Annotated in this window: 17 protein-coding genes; 3 read left to right on the top strand and 14 right to left on the bottom strand. The window is 39.9% G+C overall.

Annotated elements, in window-relative coordinates; all coding sequences use genetic code 11:
- Both IYN84_RS18535 and IYN84_RS18540 read right to left on the bottom strand, forming a co-directional pair.
- Positions 1 to 537: a hypothetical protein gene (locus IYN84_RS18535; RefSeq protein ID WP_196140761.1), complete on the bottom strand. Its 537-nt coding sequence runs from the start codon at positions 535 to 537 to the stop codon at positions 1 to 3.
- Positions 538 to 556: 19 nt separating this feature from the next.
- On the bottom strand, positions 557 to 1474 hold the full coding sequence (locus IYN84_RS18540) for an MBL fold metallo-hydrolase (protein WP_196140762.1): 918 nt from the start codon (positions 1472 to 1474) through the stop codon (positions 557 to 559).
- Positions 1475 to 1706: 232 nt separating this feature from the next.
- On the opposite strand from IYN84_RS18540, the gene IYN84_RS18545 reads away from it, so the two are divergent.
- Positions 1707 to 2990, top strand: a complete 1284-nt coding sequence (locus IYN84_RS18545) for an alpha/beta hydrolase-fold protein (protein ID WP_196140763.1) — start codon at positions 1707 to 1709, stop codon at positions 2988 to 2990.
- Positions 2991 to 3086: 96 nt separating this feature from the next.
- On the opposite strand, the gene IYN84_RS18550 is transcribed toward IYN84_RS18545, so the two are convergent.
- The 5 genes from IYN84_RS18550 to IYN84_RS18570 form a co-directional block, all read right to left on the bottom strand.
- Entirely contained in the window at positions 3087 to 3365 is a 279-nt protein-coding gene (locus tag IYN84_RS18550) for a putative quinol monooxygenase (RefSeq protein ID WP_196140764.1), read from the bottom strand.
- A 606-nt stretch (positions 3366 to 3971) separates the two neighbouring features.
- Positions 3972 to 4214 (bottom strand): hypothetical protein, encoded by a 243-nt coding sequence (locus tag IYN84_RS18555; RefSeq protein ID WP_196140765.1) that lies wholly within the window; start codon positions 4212 to 4214, stop codon positions 3972 to 3974.
- A 42-nt stretch (positions 4215 to 4256) separates the two neighbouring features.
- Entirely contained in the window at positions 4257 to 5192 is a 936-nt protein-coding gene (locus IYN84_RS18560; protein WP_196140766.1) for a hypothetical protein, read from the bottom strand.
- A gap of 165 nt (positions 5193 to 5357) precedes the next feature.
- A complete protein-coding gene (locus tag IYN84_RS18565) occupies positions 5358 to 6566 on the bottom strand; it encodes an RtcB family protein (RefSeq protein WP_196140767.1) in 1209 nt (402 codons plus the stop codon).
- 500 nt (positions 6567 to 7066) lie between these two features.
- Complete coding sequence (locus tag IYN84_RS18570; RefSeq protein WP_196140768.1) at positions 7067 to 7747, bottom strand: adenosylcobinamide amidohydrolase; 681 nt, start codon at positions 7745 to 7747, stop codon at positions 7067 to 7069.
- Positions 7748 to 7919: 172 nt separating this feature from the next.
- Between IYN84_RS18570 and IYN84_RS18575 the strand changes: the two genes are divergently transcribed.
- Positions 7920 to 9116 (top strand): pyridoxal phosphate-dependent aminotransferase, encoded by a 1197-nt coding sequence (locus IYN84_RS18575; RefSeq protein ID WP_196140769.1) that lies wholly within the window; start codon positions 7920 to 7922, stop codon positions 9114 to 9116.
- Between the two features lie 167 nt (positions 9117 to 9283).
- Here IYN84_RS18575 and IYN84_RS18580 read toward each other — a convergent pair whose 3' ends face one another.
- From IYN84_RS18580 to IYN84_RS18600, 5 genes are all read right to left on the bottom strand, one after another.
- Positions 9284 to 9721, bottom strand: a complete 438-nt coding sequence (locus tag IYN84_RS18580; protein ID WP_196140770.1) for a hypothetical protein — start codon at positions 9719 to 9721, stop codon at positions 9284 to 9286.
- Between the two features lie 318 nt (positions 9722 to 10039).
- Positions 10040 to 10408 (bottom strand): hypothetical protein, encoded by a 369-nt coding sequence (locus IYN84_RS18585; RefSeq protein WP_196140771.1) that lies wholly within the window; start codon positions 10406 to 10408, stop codon positions 10040 to 10042.
- A 100-nt stretch (positions 10409 to 10508) separates the two neighbouring features.
- Complete coding sequence (locus IYN84_RS18590; protein WP_196140772.1) at positions 10509 to 10901, bottom strand: hypothetical protein; 393 nt, start codon at positions 10899 to 10901, stop codon at positions 10509 to 10511.
- Positions 10902 to 11011: 110 nt separating this feature from the next.
- Positions 11012 to 11515, bottom strand: coding sequence for a hypothetical protein (locus IYN84_RS18595; protein WP_210330702.1), 504 nt, complete (start codon positions 11513 to 11515; stop codon positions 11012 to 11014).
- 417 nt (positions 11516 to 11932) lie between these two features.
- Positions 11933 to 13222, bottom strand: coding sequence for an ABC transporter substrate-binding protein (locus tag IYN84_RS18600; protein WP_196140773.1), 1290 nt, complete (start codon positions 13220 to 13222; stop codon positions 11933 to 11935).
- 438 nt (positions 13223 to 13660) lie between these two features.
- Between IYN84_RS18600 and IYN84_RS18605 the strand changes: the two genes are divergently transcribed.
- Positions 13661 to 13987 (top strand): hypothetical protein, encoded by a 327-nt coding sequence (locus IYN84_RS18605; RefSeq protein WP_196140774.1) that lies wholly within the window; start codon positions 13661 to 13663, stop codon positions 13985 to 13987.
- A 271-nt stretch (positions 13988 to 14258) separates the two neighbouring features.
- Here IYN84_RS18605 and IYN84_RS18610 read toward each other — a convergent pair whose 3' ends face one another.
- Positions 14259 to 15257 carry a cytochrome d ubiquinol oxidase subunit II gene (locus tag IYN84_RS18610; RefSeq protein ID WP_196140775.1) on the bottom strand — a complete coding sequence of 333 codons (999 nt, stop codon included), beginning with the start codon at positions 15255 to 15257 and terminating at the stop codon, positions 14259 to 14261.
- The gene (locus tag IYN84_RS18615) at positions 15254 to 16717 is read right to left on the bottom strand and encodes a cytochrome ubiquinol oxidase subunit I (protein WP_196140776.1); all 1464 of its coding nucleotides are present in this window, start codon (positions 16715 to 16717) and stop codon (positions 15254 to 15256) included. Before IYN84_RS18615 ends, IYN84_RS18610 begins: the two co-directional genes overlap by 4 nt.
- Between the last annotated feature and the right edge of the window lie 16 nt (positions 16718 to 16733).

A 16733-nucleotide genomic window follows, 5' to 3' on the forward strand; every position in this document is an offset into this window, starting at 1 on the left:
CTATGGCCCGCTTTTTATGCTTTCTGTTTTAGTATTTAACAGCCTTTTCTTAGCCACAGACAATAAGGCGACTGAATAAAGCTTGTGGAAGCCACTCAAACTTCTAAAGAAAAAACTCGAAGTCGGATCGCCTTTTTCAGATGCTTTGGTCGCAACAACAGCCGATCCAAAGTAGAGTTCTGTCAGACTATCCGTAAGCGGTTTTACCATTAAGAATGAACGTGTTTTACTTTGGTAATCGCACAGCAATAACTGATTTTCTGCGCGATCTTCAACCGTCCAGGCAGCAAACTTATCGAGATTACCCGTGGCCAGTTGGTTGGCGTCAATATCTGAAGAAGGCTTGTTAACCAACCACTTGAGGATAAAGCGTTCGATCTTAAACAACCAGCTTGTATAGAAAGCTTCGATAAATTCGCTGTGCGAGATAGACACCTCCAGACTAGTCATATAACAGTCTGTATATCCACCAGCTCGATTATAACGATCAAGTAAACTGCTCTTGGGAGTCTCAATTGGTACAACTGATCTACTCATGATATTTCCTTTTCTCTCTTCATCTGTCACTTATTGCTCGTCCTTTTTCGCCCGCCTGTTCTTTACCAACAGTCACTTCTCGAGTTTCTCCGGGCTTGGAAAAATAGTCCAGTCCTGAGTCAGGAAGAGCCGGATGGCCTTTAGCTGGAACATGAACACCGATAGACTTATCTGTATTGATTATTTCGTTGATAACTTTCTTTCCTTCAGCCTTAAGACCCAACCAAAAGGGAATAAACGAAAGTTGAGTCTTTTCACTTTGCCAATAGCCACTGTATCGAGTATAAAAGTCAGGATTTGAATCTGCATCGCCAAAATGCATTACAGTAAATTCATTGTTTGCCTTTACCCGATATACAATATTTTGCACATCTTTGGTATTAGGCCAGCCAGAATGCGGAATAAATACAGCTTCTACCTGAAATTCCTTCATATCGATTTTGACCGGTTTATCGTTATAATTTAATTCTACCGCCTCTATTTGAGTACTTACCTGACTAAATCCCTCTATTGCCTCTAACTTATCGATACCTTGTGCAGGTACAAATAGTCGAACCTTCTTGTGGTTTAGCAAATACTTAACCGTATCTCCTGCATCAAAATGATCGCCATGAATATGACTGACAAAGATAGCGTCGATATCATTATATGGTGCCTGATTGGAGAATATTCTTTGTCGAATTGTCTCTGGTACCAGTGTAAATGAGTCATAATGATTATGGAAAAAAGGGTCAAACAAGACTTTAACTTTGTCTCCAGATACCATCACACCTTCATTACCAAGATAATGAGCCAGAGTCCTACTGCTTTTTGTTTTATCGGCCTGAGAGCTCAGGTGCTCATGTGCTGTCACTTGAGAAATCAATGACACCGAAGAAAAGCAGATTATCGTCAAAAGCTTAACAACCAAACTTTGACGAGGTGTTATTTCAGACATTATTTTCTCCATCAATAAGGTTCTTCCAGGATTAGCGCTCTATTTTTATCTAGCTTCCACAATAATGACAATAAATAATTAGTTACAAATCATTGAATTTGGCGTGTCCTTGCCAAAATACCGAAGGTTAGCATGTCCTATAACGTCCTTGTCATAGAAAAGGACTTGTAAGGCGCTTTTATCTTACGTATAACAGCTACTGTTCTTTTTTGATTAATGAGGGTGTATTTCAATGTCCAGAGTATTTCTTGGCTCAATTTTGTTCTGTTGTAACTTTCTTTTTGCGAACCTGCTCTTTGCAACAGATACCCCAGAGAATACTTTGGTTTATGGAAAGAGCTATCAACACCAATCCAAAATTTTTGCTTCTAAACGACGCTACTTCATCTCTTTACCTGAAAACTATCAACAGAATAATAGTGACTACCCCGTTCTTTATCTTATCGATGGCGACTTCCAATTTCACCACGTATCCAATATTTCAAAACATTTGGCCAGGTTCGGAAAGATAGCGCCCATGATCATTGTTGGGATTGCCAATCAAGGTCCATCTGACTATCTGTTAAGTAATACCTGGCCAAGTAAAGGAGAAGATGGAAAAAATGATCCGGCTTTCGGTGGAGTTGAAAAATTCAAGGCTTATTTGTATAAGGAGCTGGTTCCTCAAATTGATCGTCAGTTTCGGACCAATAGTAAACGCGCTCTTGCCGGCTATTCACTGGGTGGATTATTTGTTCTTCAGAGCTATCTGGATGAAAAATCTCCGTTCAATGCTTTTCTAGCAATGAGTCCCAGCGCCTGGTATGACGAAATGGCTATTAATCAACGGTTCAAAATAATGCTTAACAGCGAAAATACCTCCAATCAATTAAGAGCGCCTCTGTTTATTTCTTTAGCCAACGAACGAGGAATGGGCGTCAATGAGCTAGTTGAAGAGATAAAGAATAGTAAGCATCAGCCTGTACAATGGAAGTTTAAGCAATACCCTGAAGAAACTCACTATACAACCGCACTACCTGCTTTATATGATGCACTAGAGTTCCTGTATAAAGACTACTTTATCGATATGCCGGAACTGATGAAGTTCAAGGACTATAACGAGGTACTTGATGCATTTGCCGAGAAGAAAAAACAATGGGCTGGATTTGATTTTGGCTGGCTTCAAAGCTATACCTTTGCCAAGTATGTTTTTTATAGTAAACAAGAGGGTGAAATTGAGGCGTTGCTGAAACGAGTAAAGCAGGACTTCCCAGACTCTCTTCAGGAAATTACAATTAATCTAGCCCTGGGCCTCAATAGAAAAGCTATGTTTGATAAGGCCGAACAATTACTCAACACAACCAAAGCTCAAAGCGCAGAAAATCCTAAGTGGCATTACCAGATGAGTCTCGCCCAGGAAGGATTAAAAAACCCTGAGACCGCGAAAAAACATCATAAGCAAGCTTTAAAACTAGCCAAAAAGTATCAGCTGGAAAGCTGGGAGTACTGGGAGCTTGAGCCTGATAAGAAGTTTTAGTTGAAAAGGCTGAAGTATTCATAGCGGATTATAAAAGAAACTATTTGAAGACATAAAATTCTTACGCAAATAATGCTTTCTTATAATTCGCTAATTTTATTGTTCGCTAATTTCATAGTGACGCTGACAGTTTTCTGAAATTGCGCCCCACGTTGAGCTGCTGACTCTTTTCTGGTGGTTGTTAAATGTCACATCATCAATAAACTCTTCGTAAACATTAAGTTGATTTTTATTTAAATTGTCTTGCACCACGCTAAAAACAAGACATCCTTCTTCAGATTGAGTGTTTGCTATATGATTTGGAAGCTCGTTCATTACTGCATCCAAATCAGACTCTGGAACCAGCACATAACCTTTTAAAACAACCTTCTTCATTTCTTGATTCCTAACGAGATACTGTGCAGGCATAATTTTAGTGTGGTTGTGTTCTTCTGAGATAGCGAATACTAGTGCTTGCCAGCCTAAGTTTCTTTAATTGAGTATTTTTGTTCGGAACTTTGCCTCATCTCTTTAACTTTTAATAGTAAAAAATCAATAACTAATAGAAATAAGATAGACAGAACGACAGTGACTCCAGCAAAAAATAAAGAGTGCTGAATAACCATAATGCTCCATAGGGTAGAAACGCTTAATGTATAAGCTGACAGGAGTAACAATTGGTATATAGATAACGCTACACAAAAATATTTGAAGATAACTGATACTTATGTAACATGTCTTCAATGTCAATTCCGGACTAATGATTTTTATTATATTTAGACACTGACTAATTTCTTAACTTCCTTTAGATTCGATATGTTACAGAGGTCAAAGCTGAGTAAATGCGAAAGTATCTTCTGAAACTAACGGTATAAGAGTTGCAAAGTAAAGACATTACAAAAAAAGGATATGGAAGGCCAGGTCCAATGGGGAAAAAAGTTACACCTACCAAATTAAAATAGAATTAATAATCAAATTTAACACTACTTGAGCCGAGAAATTTTAAGCTGCTTTAAAAAAAGACCAGTCGCGAGCAAGTCTTTTAGTCTCGCGACGGGCTTTGGAGCGTTCGGCGGATTTAGATTTCTGGTGAACGCCGCCTTTTCTCATTAAAGGATGATCGGAAAACGGATTTCTGGGCCGGCTTTCGATCGTTACCTGAATAGTCGAAGCTCCTAATTGAGATTCAGATAAACCTCGCCTCAGATTGGCTCTTCGATTTTTGTTTCTTTTTGCTTTTGGCATAGTAACTCCATTTCCTGTTTAATAAATCGCTAATCATGGTTATTAAAGTTCCAGCTTTAACCAGCTGGGTTCTTTAATCTTTTTCAACCGTCTTTTAAATTTACTATTTCTCACTACAAAATCGGGTCCACCTGCATCAGGTACAAAGCAGAACCTTCGTGGAAGACTTGTATACAAGCTTTTGGGCGGAAGAGTTCCAGTTATATTTTTAACAACCGCGCCTGTTTGATAACTATGATAAAAGATCTTACTTAGTCCAATATCCTCCTTTATCAGTTTGATCGCGTGAAATAAGGTGGCTTCCATCCACTGCTTCTCATATCTATCCAGCAACGACCGGGTGTATTCGAACATATCCTGAGCCTGGTATGTTGCACCCGCATGGCGATACCAGGTATTACCATTGCCCAAGGTTCTTTTGGCCCAGCGAAAATGCCTGGCCGCACGTCGAATCCAGTCAGTCTGAATTTCTTCAACCAAAGCTTCACCTGTTTCAAAACTAAAATCGATCCTTGCCCAGGAAAGCGAACTCTTCGATTCATGGATCGGATGAGCCCGGTATTTAAATGGCGAGTCATTCAACTTTAATTCACGCAGATATTGATCATGCTGATTGGTCAGGTTTAGCTGCATTACCAGATTCGCACCAGGCAGAGTCGTCTGCGACCATCGATAATCCTTTTTCATTCCCCATTTGGACAAAGTAATGACATAGCGGGTGTAGTCTGTAGCCAACGGATTATTCAACAAAATGGTATCCACTTTACCGTTTCCAAAATTCGAAACAAGTTGTTTAATGCCTGGCCTTTGCAATAGCTTCGAGAAAGACGATTGCTTTATTTGAGCGATACTAGCTTCAGAGTACTTCTCACAATATTTAGCCAGTAGATAGTAAGCATACCTATCTTCAAAGTAGTGAGCCAGTCGACGTCCGTTGCTCAGACAATCGATGACTTCGTTTAAAACTTTCATCTCCATTAGATTTTTTCCTTAAATTTTTGAATAGTCTTATTCGCTCGGTTTTGAAACCGGGTCGTGTTTTCATCAGTTATCTCCTGGTTAAATGTATGTAAGTAGTAAAATTAAACGGATCGAAGTTGACTGCCTCAACCGTTTAGCAGTTTCGATAAATAAGCTCATTTTCTATCCTTTAATACAAATGAGTTGTTTTAATTGATGCACAATCTCTACCAGGTCCGTCTGGTTTTGCATCACTTCATTAATATCCTTATAAGCCGCAGGAATCTCATCAATGACACCGGAATCTTTTCGACACTCGATACCACGAGTTTGTGCTTCCATATCTTTTCTGCGAAATATTTTCCTTGCTGCAGTACGAGTCATTTTTCTTCCTGCACCATGAGAACAAGAACAAAACGAATCAGGGTTGCCCTTGCCGCGAACAATAAAAGAACGCGCTCCCATACTACCCGGAATAATTCCAAGCTCTCCTTCATGTGCGCTAATAGCACCTTTACGAGTGACGTAAATCTTCTCTCCAAAGTGCACTTCTTTTTGCACATAATTATGATGACAATTAATCGCTTCTCTGGTTACCTGGAATGGTGGTAGCAATGGTTTAACTGCTCGAATTACCATATCCATCATTTCAGCACGGTTGTAATAGGCATAGTCTTGAGCCCACTCCAGCGCGTCAATATAATCATCAAAGTTGTCACAACCCTCAGAAAAGTAGGACAAATCCCTGTCCGGCAGATTATGCATATGCCCCTGCATATCTTTCTTTGCTTTTTGGATAAAGTAGCGACCAATACTATTGCCAATACCGCGACTGCCAGAGTGCAACATAAACCACACGTCCTGATTTTCGTCGATACAAAGTTCAATAAAATGATTACCACTCCCTAAAGTTCCCAATTGCTGTGCCCAGGTTTGACGAGGCTTCTTCATCATTTTGAGCAAAGTTGGATGTTTATCAAAAAGCGTATCCATTCCAGCCTGTAGCTTGCGCAAGCTTTTCTCTCTCACCGAAATCATTTTATGTGCGCGATTCCCAACAGGAACAACGCGTTCGATTTCATTGCGTACCTGCTTTAGATTGTTCGGCAATTGATACGCTTTTATTGACAAACGAACCGCATTCATTCCGCAACCAATATCAACGCCAACTGCAGCAGGAATAATGGCTTGTTTAGTCGGAATAACCGAACCGACGGTTGCTCCTGTTCCAGCATGCACGTCAGGCATTGCTGCTATGTGCGAATGTATAAATGGTAGTTGCGACAAGTTCTTTAACTGACTCATTGCAGTATGATCGATGTCGCGGGTGTAAATTTTTACCGGCTTCATACCGTTTTTCGCATTTTTATTAAGTTCCATTTTAACAGGCATAAAAGTACCCTCAATGCCACTCATTTGTGGCAAAGTTAATTAATCGGAGAACACCTTAATTTAGATTTTGACAGGACTAAATAAAAAGCCCTGGCAGGAAATCCGGCCAGGGCTTTATAAGAATTGACTTTTATGGAATCTTACTTGATAAAGTCTTTACTGGCTCGAAAGGTATTCTTCATAATCCTTCCGAGCAGATGCATGAGAAGGTTAGAATTTATTTTCCTGTGATTTATTTTTTTTCATTAATTACTCCTCATACGTCAAATATTTTTAGATTTTCTTATAGCTTCAAATTTGCTGTTAGCTATTTAACTTCGCTCTATTTAGTTACAACATCAATAATTGAGCATAAAGCGAACAGGCGAAATAATACACCGATAATTATTTCTGTCAAATTTTTATTGCTTTTATTTTAAAATAGTTCTTAACAGTATTTAGTTTAATCGTCTTTTGTGCGAATCCATTAAAAAAAAATAAACCAGACTCCAGGACAAAAATCAAAAAACAACTTTCTGTTGCTCTGTTCGATTTACCGAACTCTTGATTGCCTTAATTGTCATTTGAGCTACCAGCTCGCCGAACAATACATGTTTACCGCAGTAGTAAATATTCTCTCCGATGGGCGATGAAGCGACAGCGATGGCATCAGTACCGGTACCGGTCGCCATTTTTCCGGAAACCGGACTCATTATTTTCAACTCTTGCATGGCAGCGGCTTTGGCTTCGGTAGCAATCATTAATGTCTCGAGCATTGCTGACCCCGAAAGCATAGCCGATGTAAAGACGACCAGATTAATTGTGCCCGCTAAATACTTGTGCGAAAAAATAGTTTGAACGGCAGCTTTATCTCCTGCTCGCAGACAATTGGATAAACCAGCAGTAACTGCCACTCCGATTTCCACTCCCTCATATAACTTTCGTTCTACTCTTAGTGACTTCATTGATGCGGCAGTCATCATCCCCACCGAAATACTCTCCCATCCACATCGATCACAATATTGTTGAATAGTTTCACCTGGGCTTAGGTCAAAAGCTCCATATTTGTCCACAGACATATTGACAATTCTTTGTGCTTGCTGACATCCACCATTGAGTACCGCAGAGCTCATCACATTAAAAGGATGAGCAAATTCTATTCGAGTATGTTTTTGAGTTTTTTCAAGTTGAATAAGTGACATAGTTCTGATCCGATTCAGATATCAGATAATTTTAAAGTATGGCTCCCATTATGTCGTCATAAAGAGTAGCGAAATAGTCAATTTCAAGGTAATCTCGCTAACAACCTTAGCCCACAGCTAAAAAGCATTTTAACTGTCTGTCATTTTTAATCATTCAAGGAGTAATCAGCTCATGCCAGCTCTAGCCAGTCGAATGGGTCGTGCCAAACCAAGCACTATTATGATGATTGCCGAAAAAGCAAAACGCTTAAAAGCAGAAGGAAAAGATATCATCAGCTTTTCAGTCGGAGTACCCAATTTTCTGCCAGCCGAACACGTCTATCAGGCGGCCAGGAATGCTCTGGAACACGATTCGGGTCAGTATTTGCCCGGCAGAGGTGAAAACCATCTGGTCGAAGCTTACCTCAAGCGACTGAAAGAAAATGGCTTTAAAGGATATTCCACAGCCAATATAGCTTCGGGGATTGGCGCCAAGCACCTCCTATTTTCTCTTGTGTACGCTTTGATGAATGAGGGAGAAGAGCTGCTATTCCCTGCTCCCTACTGGACAACCTATCAGGATATTGCTGATCTGGTCGGCGTTACAGCAAAGCCTATGCCCTGTCCGGCAGAACAAAACTACAAATTGACCGCAGAGCAGCTAGCGGTAGCAATCACTTCCAGAAGCAAGGTATTGTTATTTAACAATCCCTCAAACCCAACCGGTATGGTTTATACAAAAGAAGAAATTAAAGCGATTGGTGATGTTCTTGAACAGCACGACCTCTGGATAATTTCTGACGACATCTACAACCGAATGGTATTCGATGGTGTAGGCTTCCACCACCTGCTAAAAACTAACCCGGCGCTTCGCGACCGTATTATTATGGTGGACTCTATTTCAAAATCCTATGGAATGCCCGGTTGGCGTGTTGGAATGATGGCTGGACCTGAATCAGTAGCGAATGCACTGGTTACCCTTAACAGTAATTCGATTACCAATATCCCTGGTGTGGTTGGGGCAGCGGCTGCGGCAGCTATTGAAGGTCCACAAGACTTTGCCGATGAAATGTGCGTTGAATTTTCGAAAAAAAGAGATGAAGTCATGGCTACCATGGCGCAGCATCAGGATATTATCTGCCCGAGACCACAAGGAGCCTTCTATGCGTTTCCGGATATATCCTCGACCTTCGGAAAATCAATCGAAGGCAAGAAAATTAATAATGATGTCGATTTTTCGGAACTTCTTCTTGAAACCAAAGGCGTCGCAGTTGTTCCCGGTAGCGCTTTTGGAGAGCCCAAAGCAATTCGAATTTCCTATGCCTGTAAACCTGCCGATTTAACTGAGGGCTTGAAACGTTTTAGCGCGTTCCTGAACGAGCTGAAATAACTTGTGATGGTTTAAGTCTATTCGAAAATAAAGGGAGTGGAAATTAATCTACTCCCTTTATTTGAAATAAGTTAAAACGTGAACTTATAAATTTCAATTTGAATTATCAGATTTTTTCTCAAGTATATTAGTAGGTTACGCAGAGCCAACCCAACCTATCGCGCTCTTTATAGCTTTTGACTACTATCCAATTGTTCTTTATAAAGAACAGTTTCCCCATAGCATTTTTTGATTTTTTGCCATTCACTATTCTTCAGGTTAATTGAACTAAACCCTACTTCATTGCCTGAATTGTCTAGAATAAAAATAGGTGTTTGTCCAAATCCTGATTTAGCATAAGTCAAACTAAATATATCCATCTTAGAAATGAAAATTCGCTTTGTTAAAAAACGATACTCTATTCCTGTATTTTTGAAGGCCAGGCGCAAAAGCCCAACTTTCCATCCAAGATAATAAATTATCGTCAAGGCCGTTAAAGCAATGGAATAAATGTAGAAAATAGCCAGTTCTTCCTTAAAGAGACCGACAACGCATGTAATGCTCCAAGCGAATAGAGACATTTTAAAAAAAGGAGAAATATTTGGCGTAATGTTAACTGTTTTCATAATTCGAATCTAGAAATACAACTTTCCTCATAATAGTCGCAGTACCGCCCTTAAAAAAATAATTTCACCACAAGAAAAATATCACGCTGCCACCTAAAAAGGTTAAACCAATTTTCAAATTTAGAGTTATTGAGGAAATTTCTCATTAGTACATTTGCAAAATTTTCCAAGTCAGTACAACAAATCAATAGTATCGAGTATATCTTAAGCAATTGTCGGTTTGTTGAATACCGCCTATTCCCCCCTCAAATAGTTTTCTTTTTAGTTAAAATTATTATCGGTCAACCAAATTTCGCCTGGCCATGCTTGTTATACAACTTACATCGACCCCAGATAACAAAGACCAGCCCCAAATACAATTGCCAGCAAACCCAATAAACGAAAGCTTTTACCAATTCTGGATGCTAATAAGGCAAAGCGTCTATGCCGACCTGGACCAATAATGATAAGAAACACACTTACGAAACATAGCACCCCGCCGAGCAAAGTTACAACAGCTGGATAAGACGATTCGTCTGCAAACATTAAGAATACAAGACCAATTAAAAACCTACTTGCTATTTCAAAGGGATGAAACCATGCCTTCTCACTAAACTTCACAATTCCTTTCGAAAATTCCAATGGTTTAGCAACCATATAGCAGCCAAAACCGAGCATACCGATTCCGAAAATTGTTAGTAAATACATTTTGTTTTTTTCATTACATAACACCTCATTCAGAAAGCATATGCAGCAATGGCTGGTTAGCAATAATTGAACCAATAGCAAAACTTGGAACTTGGAGGTCCTAATTGATTATGGAAAGCCAGTACCACTTATATTGCTCTTTAATTGCAGTGTATCCGGCACAGAAATTAAAGCAAACAAAACTTATACCTATCATTATCCCTAGAGAGTTTTGTCTCTCATCTGAGAATGATCCCATCAGTAATAGGACAGCAATCCCAATAGCAGCAGCGATCTGGAAATATCCAATAATTTTGACTCTCTTTTCTGCAATTGAAAATTCCTTTTCTTCGCTCTGCTTTTGCCGCTTTTTCCTTTCCTCATCCCCTGCTCCTCTAGACTCTAACTCCTTTACCAATGCATTGTAATTATCTGGATATGCTTCCGCATCAATTCCCGCTTTGGCCTCTAAAAGCTCTTGAAATGAGTAATTAGTATAATCAATGGTTCCCATGAATTGCCTTTTATTGCTTACACAGCTACAAGCTGGCGACTTTGTAATTGATTTGCTTTGTGCTATTCAAGCACAAAACAAATCGACGAAAAAGGAGTTCCTTGATAGCCTTATACGTATTTCCCGAAAAAACATGAAACACTTATAATTAGGAAGAAGAGCCAGGAAAAATGCTTACCTCCAGATGCTACCAATGAAATAATAAAATGCATAAAGAAGGTCACACAAATCACGTAGACAAGGAATGTTATATCTGCTTTACCATGCGCCAAACCGACAAGTATTGCTGCGAAACCAAACCACGCTATAGTTGTCAGGTGCCAAGCAAAGCGTAGCGTCTTTTTAGTAAACTCCGAACTTCCCAGTATTTTAGGAATATCTTCTCGGCGAAATAGCCTTATCAGGATAAAACGCTCACCCAGATATGAATGAGCGAACCCAATAAAAACAAGTAGAAAAGCTGGAACATAAAAAATCATATTGGTATAGTCCTTGACATATAACGCCGAGCACAACCGCAAAATGCTTTTCTGTTTTGTCAGTTGTTGCACCGGAGCAGCTGATTGAGTGGAGTAAATTACGCTAAAACTAAGCTTAATGTACTCTTTATTCATCTTTATTCATCCTTGTTCATCCTTGTTCATCCTTGTTCATCCTTGTTCATCCTTGTTCATCCTTGTTCATCCTTGTTAAAATTCTCAATTAATTCAGTATGTTACTAGCGACAAGAAATTTCGCAAGTGTTTTTATGTATATACTATGTACATAGGAATCAGAGAAAAAATCATTGCTTATTAAAATCAATTACTTGATATTTTGCAGACGTATTAAGTGAACCAACGCTGAATTAAACTTCGCTAAAAAGTGTAAATTCAAGGTAGGTAGGATAAAAATATTGAAGATCGCTGGACTTCCGTTTTAGATAAGGCCTCGAAGTATCATTAATTGTCAGACTTCATAATGCTTAAAATTAGAATGTGTTAGTTTGAGTATGAACCAATACACTTTATCTAATGTCTCAAACAATTGACCTAAGGGGTTACGCAGGCTTTTTTACTTTCAGCTGGATCTTCCGCTATCGAATAGATTTTTGCGTAAGCAGTTAAGTTATTTCCCAGTTCATCAAATAAAACCCGGCCACTAAACCCGGTATAGCTAAACTTTTTATGTTGCCGATATAGTTCGATGATTTTAGGAAAATCCGAATAATTTATCGGATAGCCATCAGAAGCAATCAGATTAACAGCCTCTTTCGTACTTAAATCAAACTCTTTTGCAAGTACTTTCGCCATCGCCATTATCATGGTGGAATCGTAAATATAAGCTCCATCAAAACCGGTCGCTTTGGTGGTGATTGCTTCAGCAATATTCAAACTCAGAGATTTATCCATATCCTGCTGGGTTCCCACAAAACTGAATATACAGGCGCTAATATCTCCGGGGTTTGAATCAATCAGATATTTTGGAGTTACCGTATCCCCCACCAGAATTAGAGGATACTTACCAAGCCAGTGTCGTCGGATCTTTTTGATCATATCTTTTACCTGAGCATTGGTCAGCGTAATGATCACCGCTGTCGCTTTTTGTTTTTGCACCATCTTTATTTCTGACAGCAGGTCCATTCCGCCCAAATGAACCAGGTCGCTAATCGCCAAATGTTCAACCCAACCATTACTAACTTCTGAGAAATACGCCTTTAATCCGGAAGCGATTTCCTGACTATAGATATCTCGCCCGGTGATCAGGAAGATGCGTCGATGACCGGATTTCTTGTGAATAAAGTCCGTCATCAGGTCAAGTTGCTGTTGATTGTTGGCAACCATTCTCCAAAAGGCGTGCTTACCTCCGATATCGGTCAAAACCATTGAAGAGGCAGATTGAGTAATCAGAGGTATATTGTTGGGTATAGTCACCTGCTGTAAAACATCTACAACACTATTAGAAGTTGCCGGTCCAATAATCGCTTCCACTCGGTACTTGTCAACGAGTTCTCTGGCGAGCCTGGCTGACACCGGGGTATTTTCTTTATCATCGGCACGCAAAATAACCAGCCGGCGTCCATCGATACCACCATTTTGATTCACAAAGTTTGCAGCCATATCTGCAGCGGCAATAATTTCAGCGGAATAAACCGGAAACTCACTGATAGGCGCCATAATACCGAAATTCACACTTGTATCATTGATAGGATTTGTGGCGGACTGGTGTATCGTGTGATGTGAGTATCCTTTATTCAAGGGAATGTGGATTAACTCTTTTAGACTGAGCTCACGAAGCTTACCATCTCCACTAGAAATGCTCTTAATTTGTGCAGGTTTCACTTTGTGGCTAGCAGGCGTAGAGCAAGAACACAGAATGATAGAAATCCCTACGAAAAGAGTAATTCTGAAGATGAAAGCAACTAATGACATCCTTTCGAACATAGAGCGGTTTTTAATTGTTAGCTTGTATCTCAGTATAGACGATTCTTTTCCTTTTCTCTCTACAATAGCGAAAACTTTCGACTTGTTGGACTTTATTTGAACGGGAAAACATTGGTTTCTTATCGCCAACCATTGGTAACCGGTCCTCTGCTTACTGAGAAACTTTCTGATAAATGACTATCAGGGAGTAATTGGATATACTTGCCTAACTATCCGGTTATAGCATTCTGGCTCAGATAAATCGAAGTTAGTCCGGATAAAACTGTGTTATTCAGGATAAAACAGTGTTAATCACGGTAAAATGATCTTTGCAAGCAACCACATAGAGTAATAGACGTGTCGAAAACCATTTTAGAAATTCTGTCCGACAGAGCTACTGAGGCGCATGGCCGAATACAGAGTGACTTCAAGGATATCAATCCCATTGTTGGTTTAAGCAGAGGTATGCGGGATATCGGTTTTCCGGCAGATACAATGACAATCGATTGTTTGAGAACTCAACGACGAATCATATTAATTTTGCACGACGAACAACCGGGAATAGTCAGCTATCAATTTGCATTCCGAGATAGAGATCCTGCCGATAATTTTGATGCCATTGACTTTGAGGAACTCACGACTCAAAAAATTTATGACTGGATAGCTGATTACTTCTCAGTTTAGACTTTTAGTGGTCACTCTTTAAAAATATGAGTCTGCAAAGTGTAGATGACCTCTCCAAAATCGTTCCTCAAAAATAAACTCATCAGGAAAGAACACCTCTGCCAGAAACTCTTGAAAGACGCTTGCGATAATAACTCTTATGGTAAAAGCTTCTGCAGAGGCGGATACCAGCTATCCCTGCCTCAATAAGTCAATCCCACTAAATACAACAACCAACAAAATTTCTCCCATTTGTTGCCAGCGCATTTTGTTCTTTTTCCGATATATAGCACTAGTAATAGCTTAAGTTCTCAGACTTTCCTCTAAACAACCAATATGATAGAAGCGTGTAGGCAATAATAATCGGTAACACTATGACCACACCATATAAAATGAACTCTAACGAAGCAGTGGAACTAACCGCATCAGTCGCGAGTAGCCTATTGGGTATTACATAGGGATAATAGCTATAGACAAGTCCAATCAGGCAAAGGCAGAATAATATCGCCGTCAAACAAAATGGAAGCCAACATGCTTTATCGTTTTCCAATGGCGCATGTTTTAGATAGAGATCGTTAACCAGTAATATAACAAAGCACATTAAGGGAATCGGTAATAACAAAATTGCCTCCGGCATACTAAACCATTTTTGCGCAACCTCTTCGCTGATTAGTGGATTGGCAATACAAATTGCAAGGACTCCCGCAGCAGTAATCCAACCGGCGACTCTCGCTTTTCTCGCGGCAAACTTTTGTAGCTCTCCTTCCGTTTTCATTACCAGCCAGGTACCACCAATATAGCGATAGGCATTTGTCAGGCAAAAAGCACTAAGAATTGAAAATAAAATTGATGTTAAATTATATTCAAATCCCATCACGTACATGCCCAGCATAAACCCCTGCGCACAGGTTGCCAATAAAGAGCCGAGCCAAAATAGTTTATCCCATAGCTCTCTAAAGCGAGTGACTGCCTTTGCGCGAAAATCAAAAGCAACCCCTCTTAAGATCAACCCGATCAATAGAAACAGCGCCGGTAAATAGAGGGATTTTAATACCATGCTATGCGCACTTGGGAAGGCGATAAGAAGAATACCGACTGCTAGAACTAGCCAGGTCTCATTAGCATCCCAGAAAGGTCCAATAGAGGCAATCATCCGGTTTCTATATTCAAGATTATCTTTTGGCAGTAGCAGTCCGACCCCAAGATCAAAACCGTCTAGCACGGTGTACATTAAAATTGAAACAGCCATCAATGCCAGAAAAATATAAGGAAGCGATTGCTCAAGGTTCATGCGCTTTCTCCTGCACTTTTTACTTGGATACTTTTTACTTGGATACTTTTTACTTGGATACTTTTTACATCTGTACTTTTTACATCTGTACTTTGACTAAAAGCCGTATCAATGGATTCTTTTTTACTCCCGCTTTTTAGCTCTCTATCTGAATATTCCTCAACCTGAACAGCATTTTTCGCCATGTAGAACAGCGTTTGTAAATAGGCAAATAATAATCCCAGATAAACAACCGTGTAGATAGTCAATGACAAAGCAACATTTTGTGGCGGAATATTTGTAACAGCGTCACTAACTTTAAGAAGCCCCTGAACAAGGTAGGGTTGCCTTCCTATCTCAGTAACATACCAGCCGGCCAGGGTTGCGATCCAACCGGAAAAAGTCATCCAGTAAATTGATTTCATTTGAAGCTGACTCAAATTTTTATTGGTCAACAACCTCCACGCAACCCACCAGCTAATTAGCAGCATCAGCAATCCAAGGCCAACCATCACTCGAAAGCCGTAGAACACTGGTTTAACTGGTGGCTGCAGCTCTTTAAACTCATTGAGTCCTTTCACCTCCCCGTGGGCATCATGAGTGAGAATCAGGCTGGCTAAATTTGGGATCGCTATTTCAAAATGATTCGTTCGCTTTTCTTCGTCGGGAACAGCAAATATCAACATATCGGCTCCGCGAGTTGTTTCCCAGACGCCTTCCATTGCCGCAACTTTTTGTGGTTGATGCTGAAGAGTATTCAATCCATGTAAATCTCCAACAAGGACCTGCAATGGAACAAGTATGGCAGCCGTAATCATGGCAGAGCGAAGCGCTAGCTTCGGCGCTTTTTTCTCATCACCATTTATCAGTCGATAAGCTGAAATTCCTGCAATTAAAAAGCTCGCAGTAATACCTGAAGCCAGTAAAGTGTGAGTTAATCGATATGGAAAAGATGGATTAAAAATAATCTCCATCCAGCTTTGCGGATGAGCGACACCATCCAGCATGATATGTCCCTGTGGAGTCTGCATCCATGAGTTTAGTGCCAGTATCCAGAAGGCAGAAAGCGAAGTTCCCAAAGCAACCAGAAATGTGGCTAGAGAGTGCAGCCAATTCGGCAGCCGCCTCATTCCAAATAACATAGCTCCAAGAAATGTAGCTTCCATGAAAAAAGCAGTAAGAACTTCATAACCGAGCAAAGGACCAGCTATGTTGCCGACCTTCTCCATAAAACCGGGCCAGTTGGTTCCAAACTGAAACGACATAGTGATACCACTAACCACACCAATAGCAAAGGTTAGCGCAAAGACTTTTACCCAGAAACGATAGAGTCTCATCCAGACTGGATGTCGACTCAAGTCATAGCGAACTTTAAAGTAGAAAAGATACCAGGCTAGTGCAATAGTAATTGTTGGAAATAAAATATGAAAACTAATATTAAGTGCGAATTGAATTCGAGAAAGTAAAAGCGTTTCAAGCATGGTCAGCTCCATCTTG

Origin of the sequence: Aliikangiella sp. G2MR2-5 (assembly GCF_015687155.1) — a bacterium.
In the GTDB taxonomy this organism is placed as follows: domain Bacteria; phylum Pseudomonadota; class Gammaproteobacteria; order Enterobacterales; family Kangiellaceae; genus Aliikangiella.

Excerpts from the sequence above, each read along its gene's own strand:
- IYN84_RS18595 (WP_210330702.1), bottom strand. The coding sequence starts at position 11,515 with ATGAATAAAGAGTACATTAAGCTTAGTTTTAGCGTAATTTACTCCACT.
- IYN84_RS18555 (WP_196140765.1), bottom strand. The coding sequence starts at position 4,214 with ATGCCAAAAGCAAAAAGAAACAAAAATCGAAGAGCCAATCTGAGGCGA.
- IYN84_RS18550 (WP_196140764.1), bottom strand. The coding sequence starts at position 3,365 with ATGAAGAAGGTTGTTTTAAAAGGTTATGTGCTGGTTCCAGAGTCTGAT.
- IYN84_RS18575 (WP_196140769.1), top strand. The coding sequence starts at position 7,920 with ATGCCAGCTCTAGCCAGTCGAATGGGTCGTGCCAAACCAAGCACTATT.
- IYN84_RS18610 (WP_196140775.1), bottom strand. The coding sequence starts at position 15,257 with ATGAACCTTGAGCAATCGCTTCCTTATATTTTTCTGGCATTGATGGCT.
- IYN84_RS18590 (WP_196140772.1), bottom strand. The coding sequence starts at position 10,901 with ATGGGAACCATTGATTATACTAATTACTCATTTCAAGAGCTTTTAGAG.
- IYN84_RS18570 (WP_196140768.1), bottom strand. The coding sequence starts at position 7,747 with ATGTCACTTATTCAACTTGAAAAAACTCAAAAACATACTCGAATAGAA.
- IYN84_RS18540 (WP_196140762.1), bottom strand. The coding sequence starts at position 1,474 with ATGTCTGAAATAACACCTCGTCAAAGTTTGGTTGTTAAGCTTTTGACG.
- IYN84_RS18585 (WP_196140771.1), bottom strand. The coding sequence starts at position 10,408 with ATGTATTTACTAACAATTTTCGGAATCGGTATGCTCGGTTTTGGCTGC.
- IYN84_RS18580 (WP_196140770.1), bottom strand. The coding sequence starts at position 9,721 with ATGAAAACAGTTAACATTACGCCAAATATTTCTCCTTTTTTTAAAATG.
- IYN84_RS18545 (WP_196140763.1), top strand. The coding sequence starts at position 1,707 with ATGTCCAGAGTATTTCTTGGCTCAATTTTGTTCTGTTGTAACTTTCTT.
- IYN84_RS18535 (WP_196140761.1), bottom strand. The coding sequence starts at position 537 with ATGAGTAGATCAGTTGTACCAATTGAGACTCCCAAGAGCAGTTTACTT.
- IYN84_RS18615 (WP_196140776.1), bottom strand. The coding sequence starts at position 16,717 with ATGCTTGAAACGCTTTTACTTTCTCGAATTCAATTCGCACTTAATATT.
- IYN84_RS18565 (WP_196140767.1), bottom strand. The coding sequence starts at position 6,566 with ATGCCTGTTAAAATGGAACTTAATAAAAATGCGAAAAACGGTATGAAG.
- IYN84_RS18560 (WP_196140766.1), bottom strand. The coding sequence starts at position 5,192 with ATGGAGATGAAAGTTTTAAACGAAGTCATCGATTGTCTGAGCAACGGA.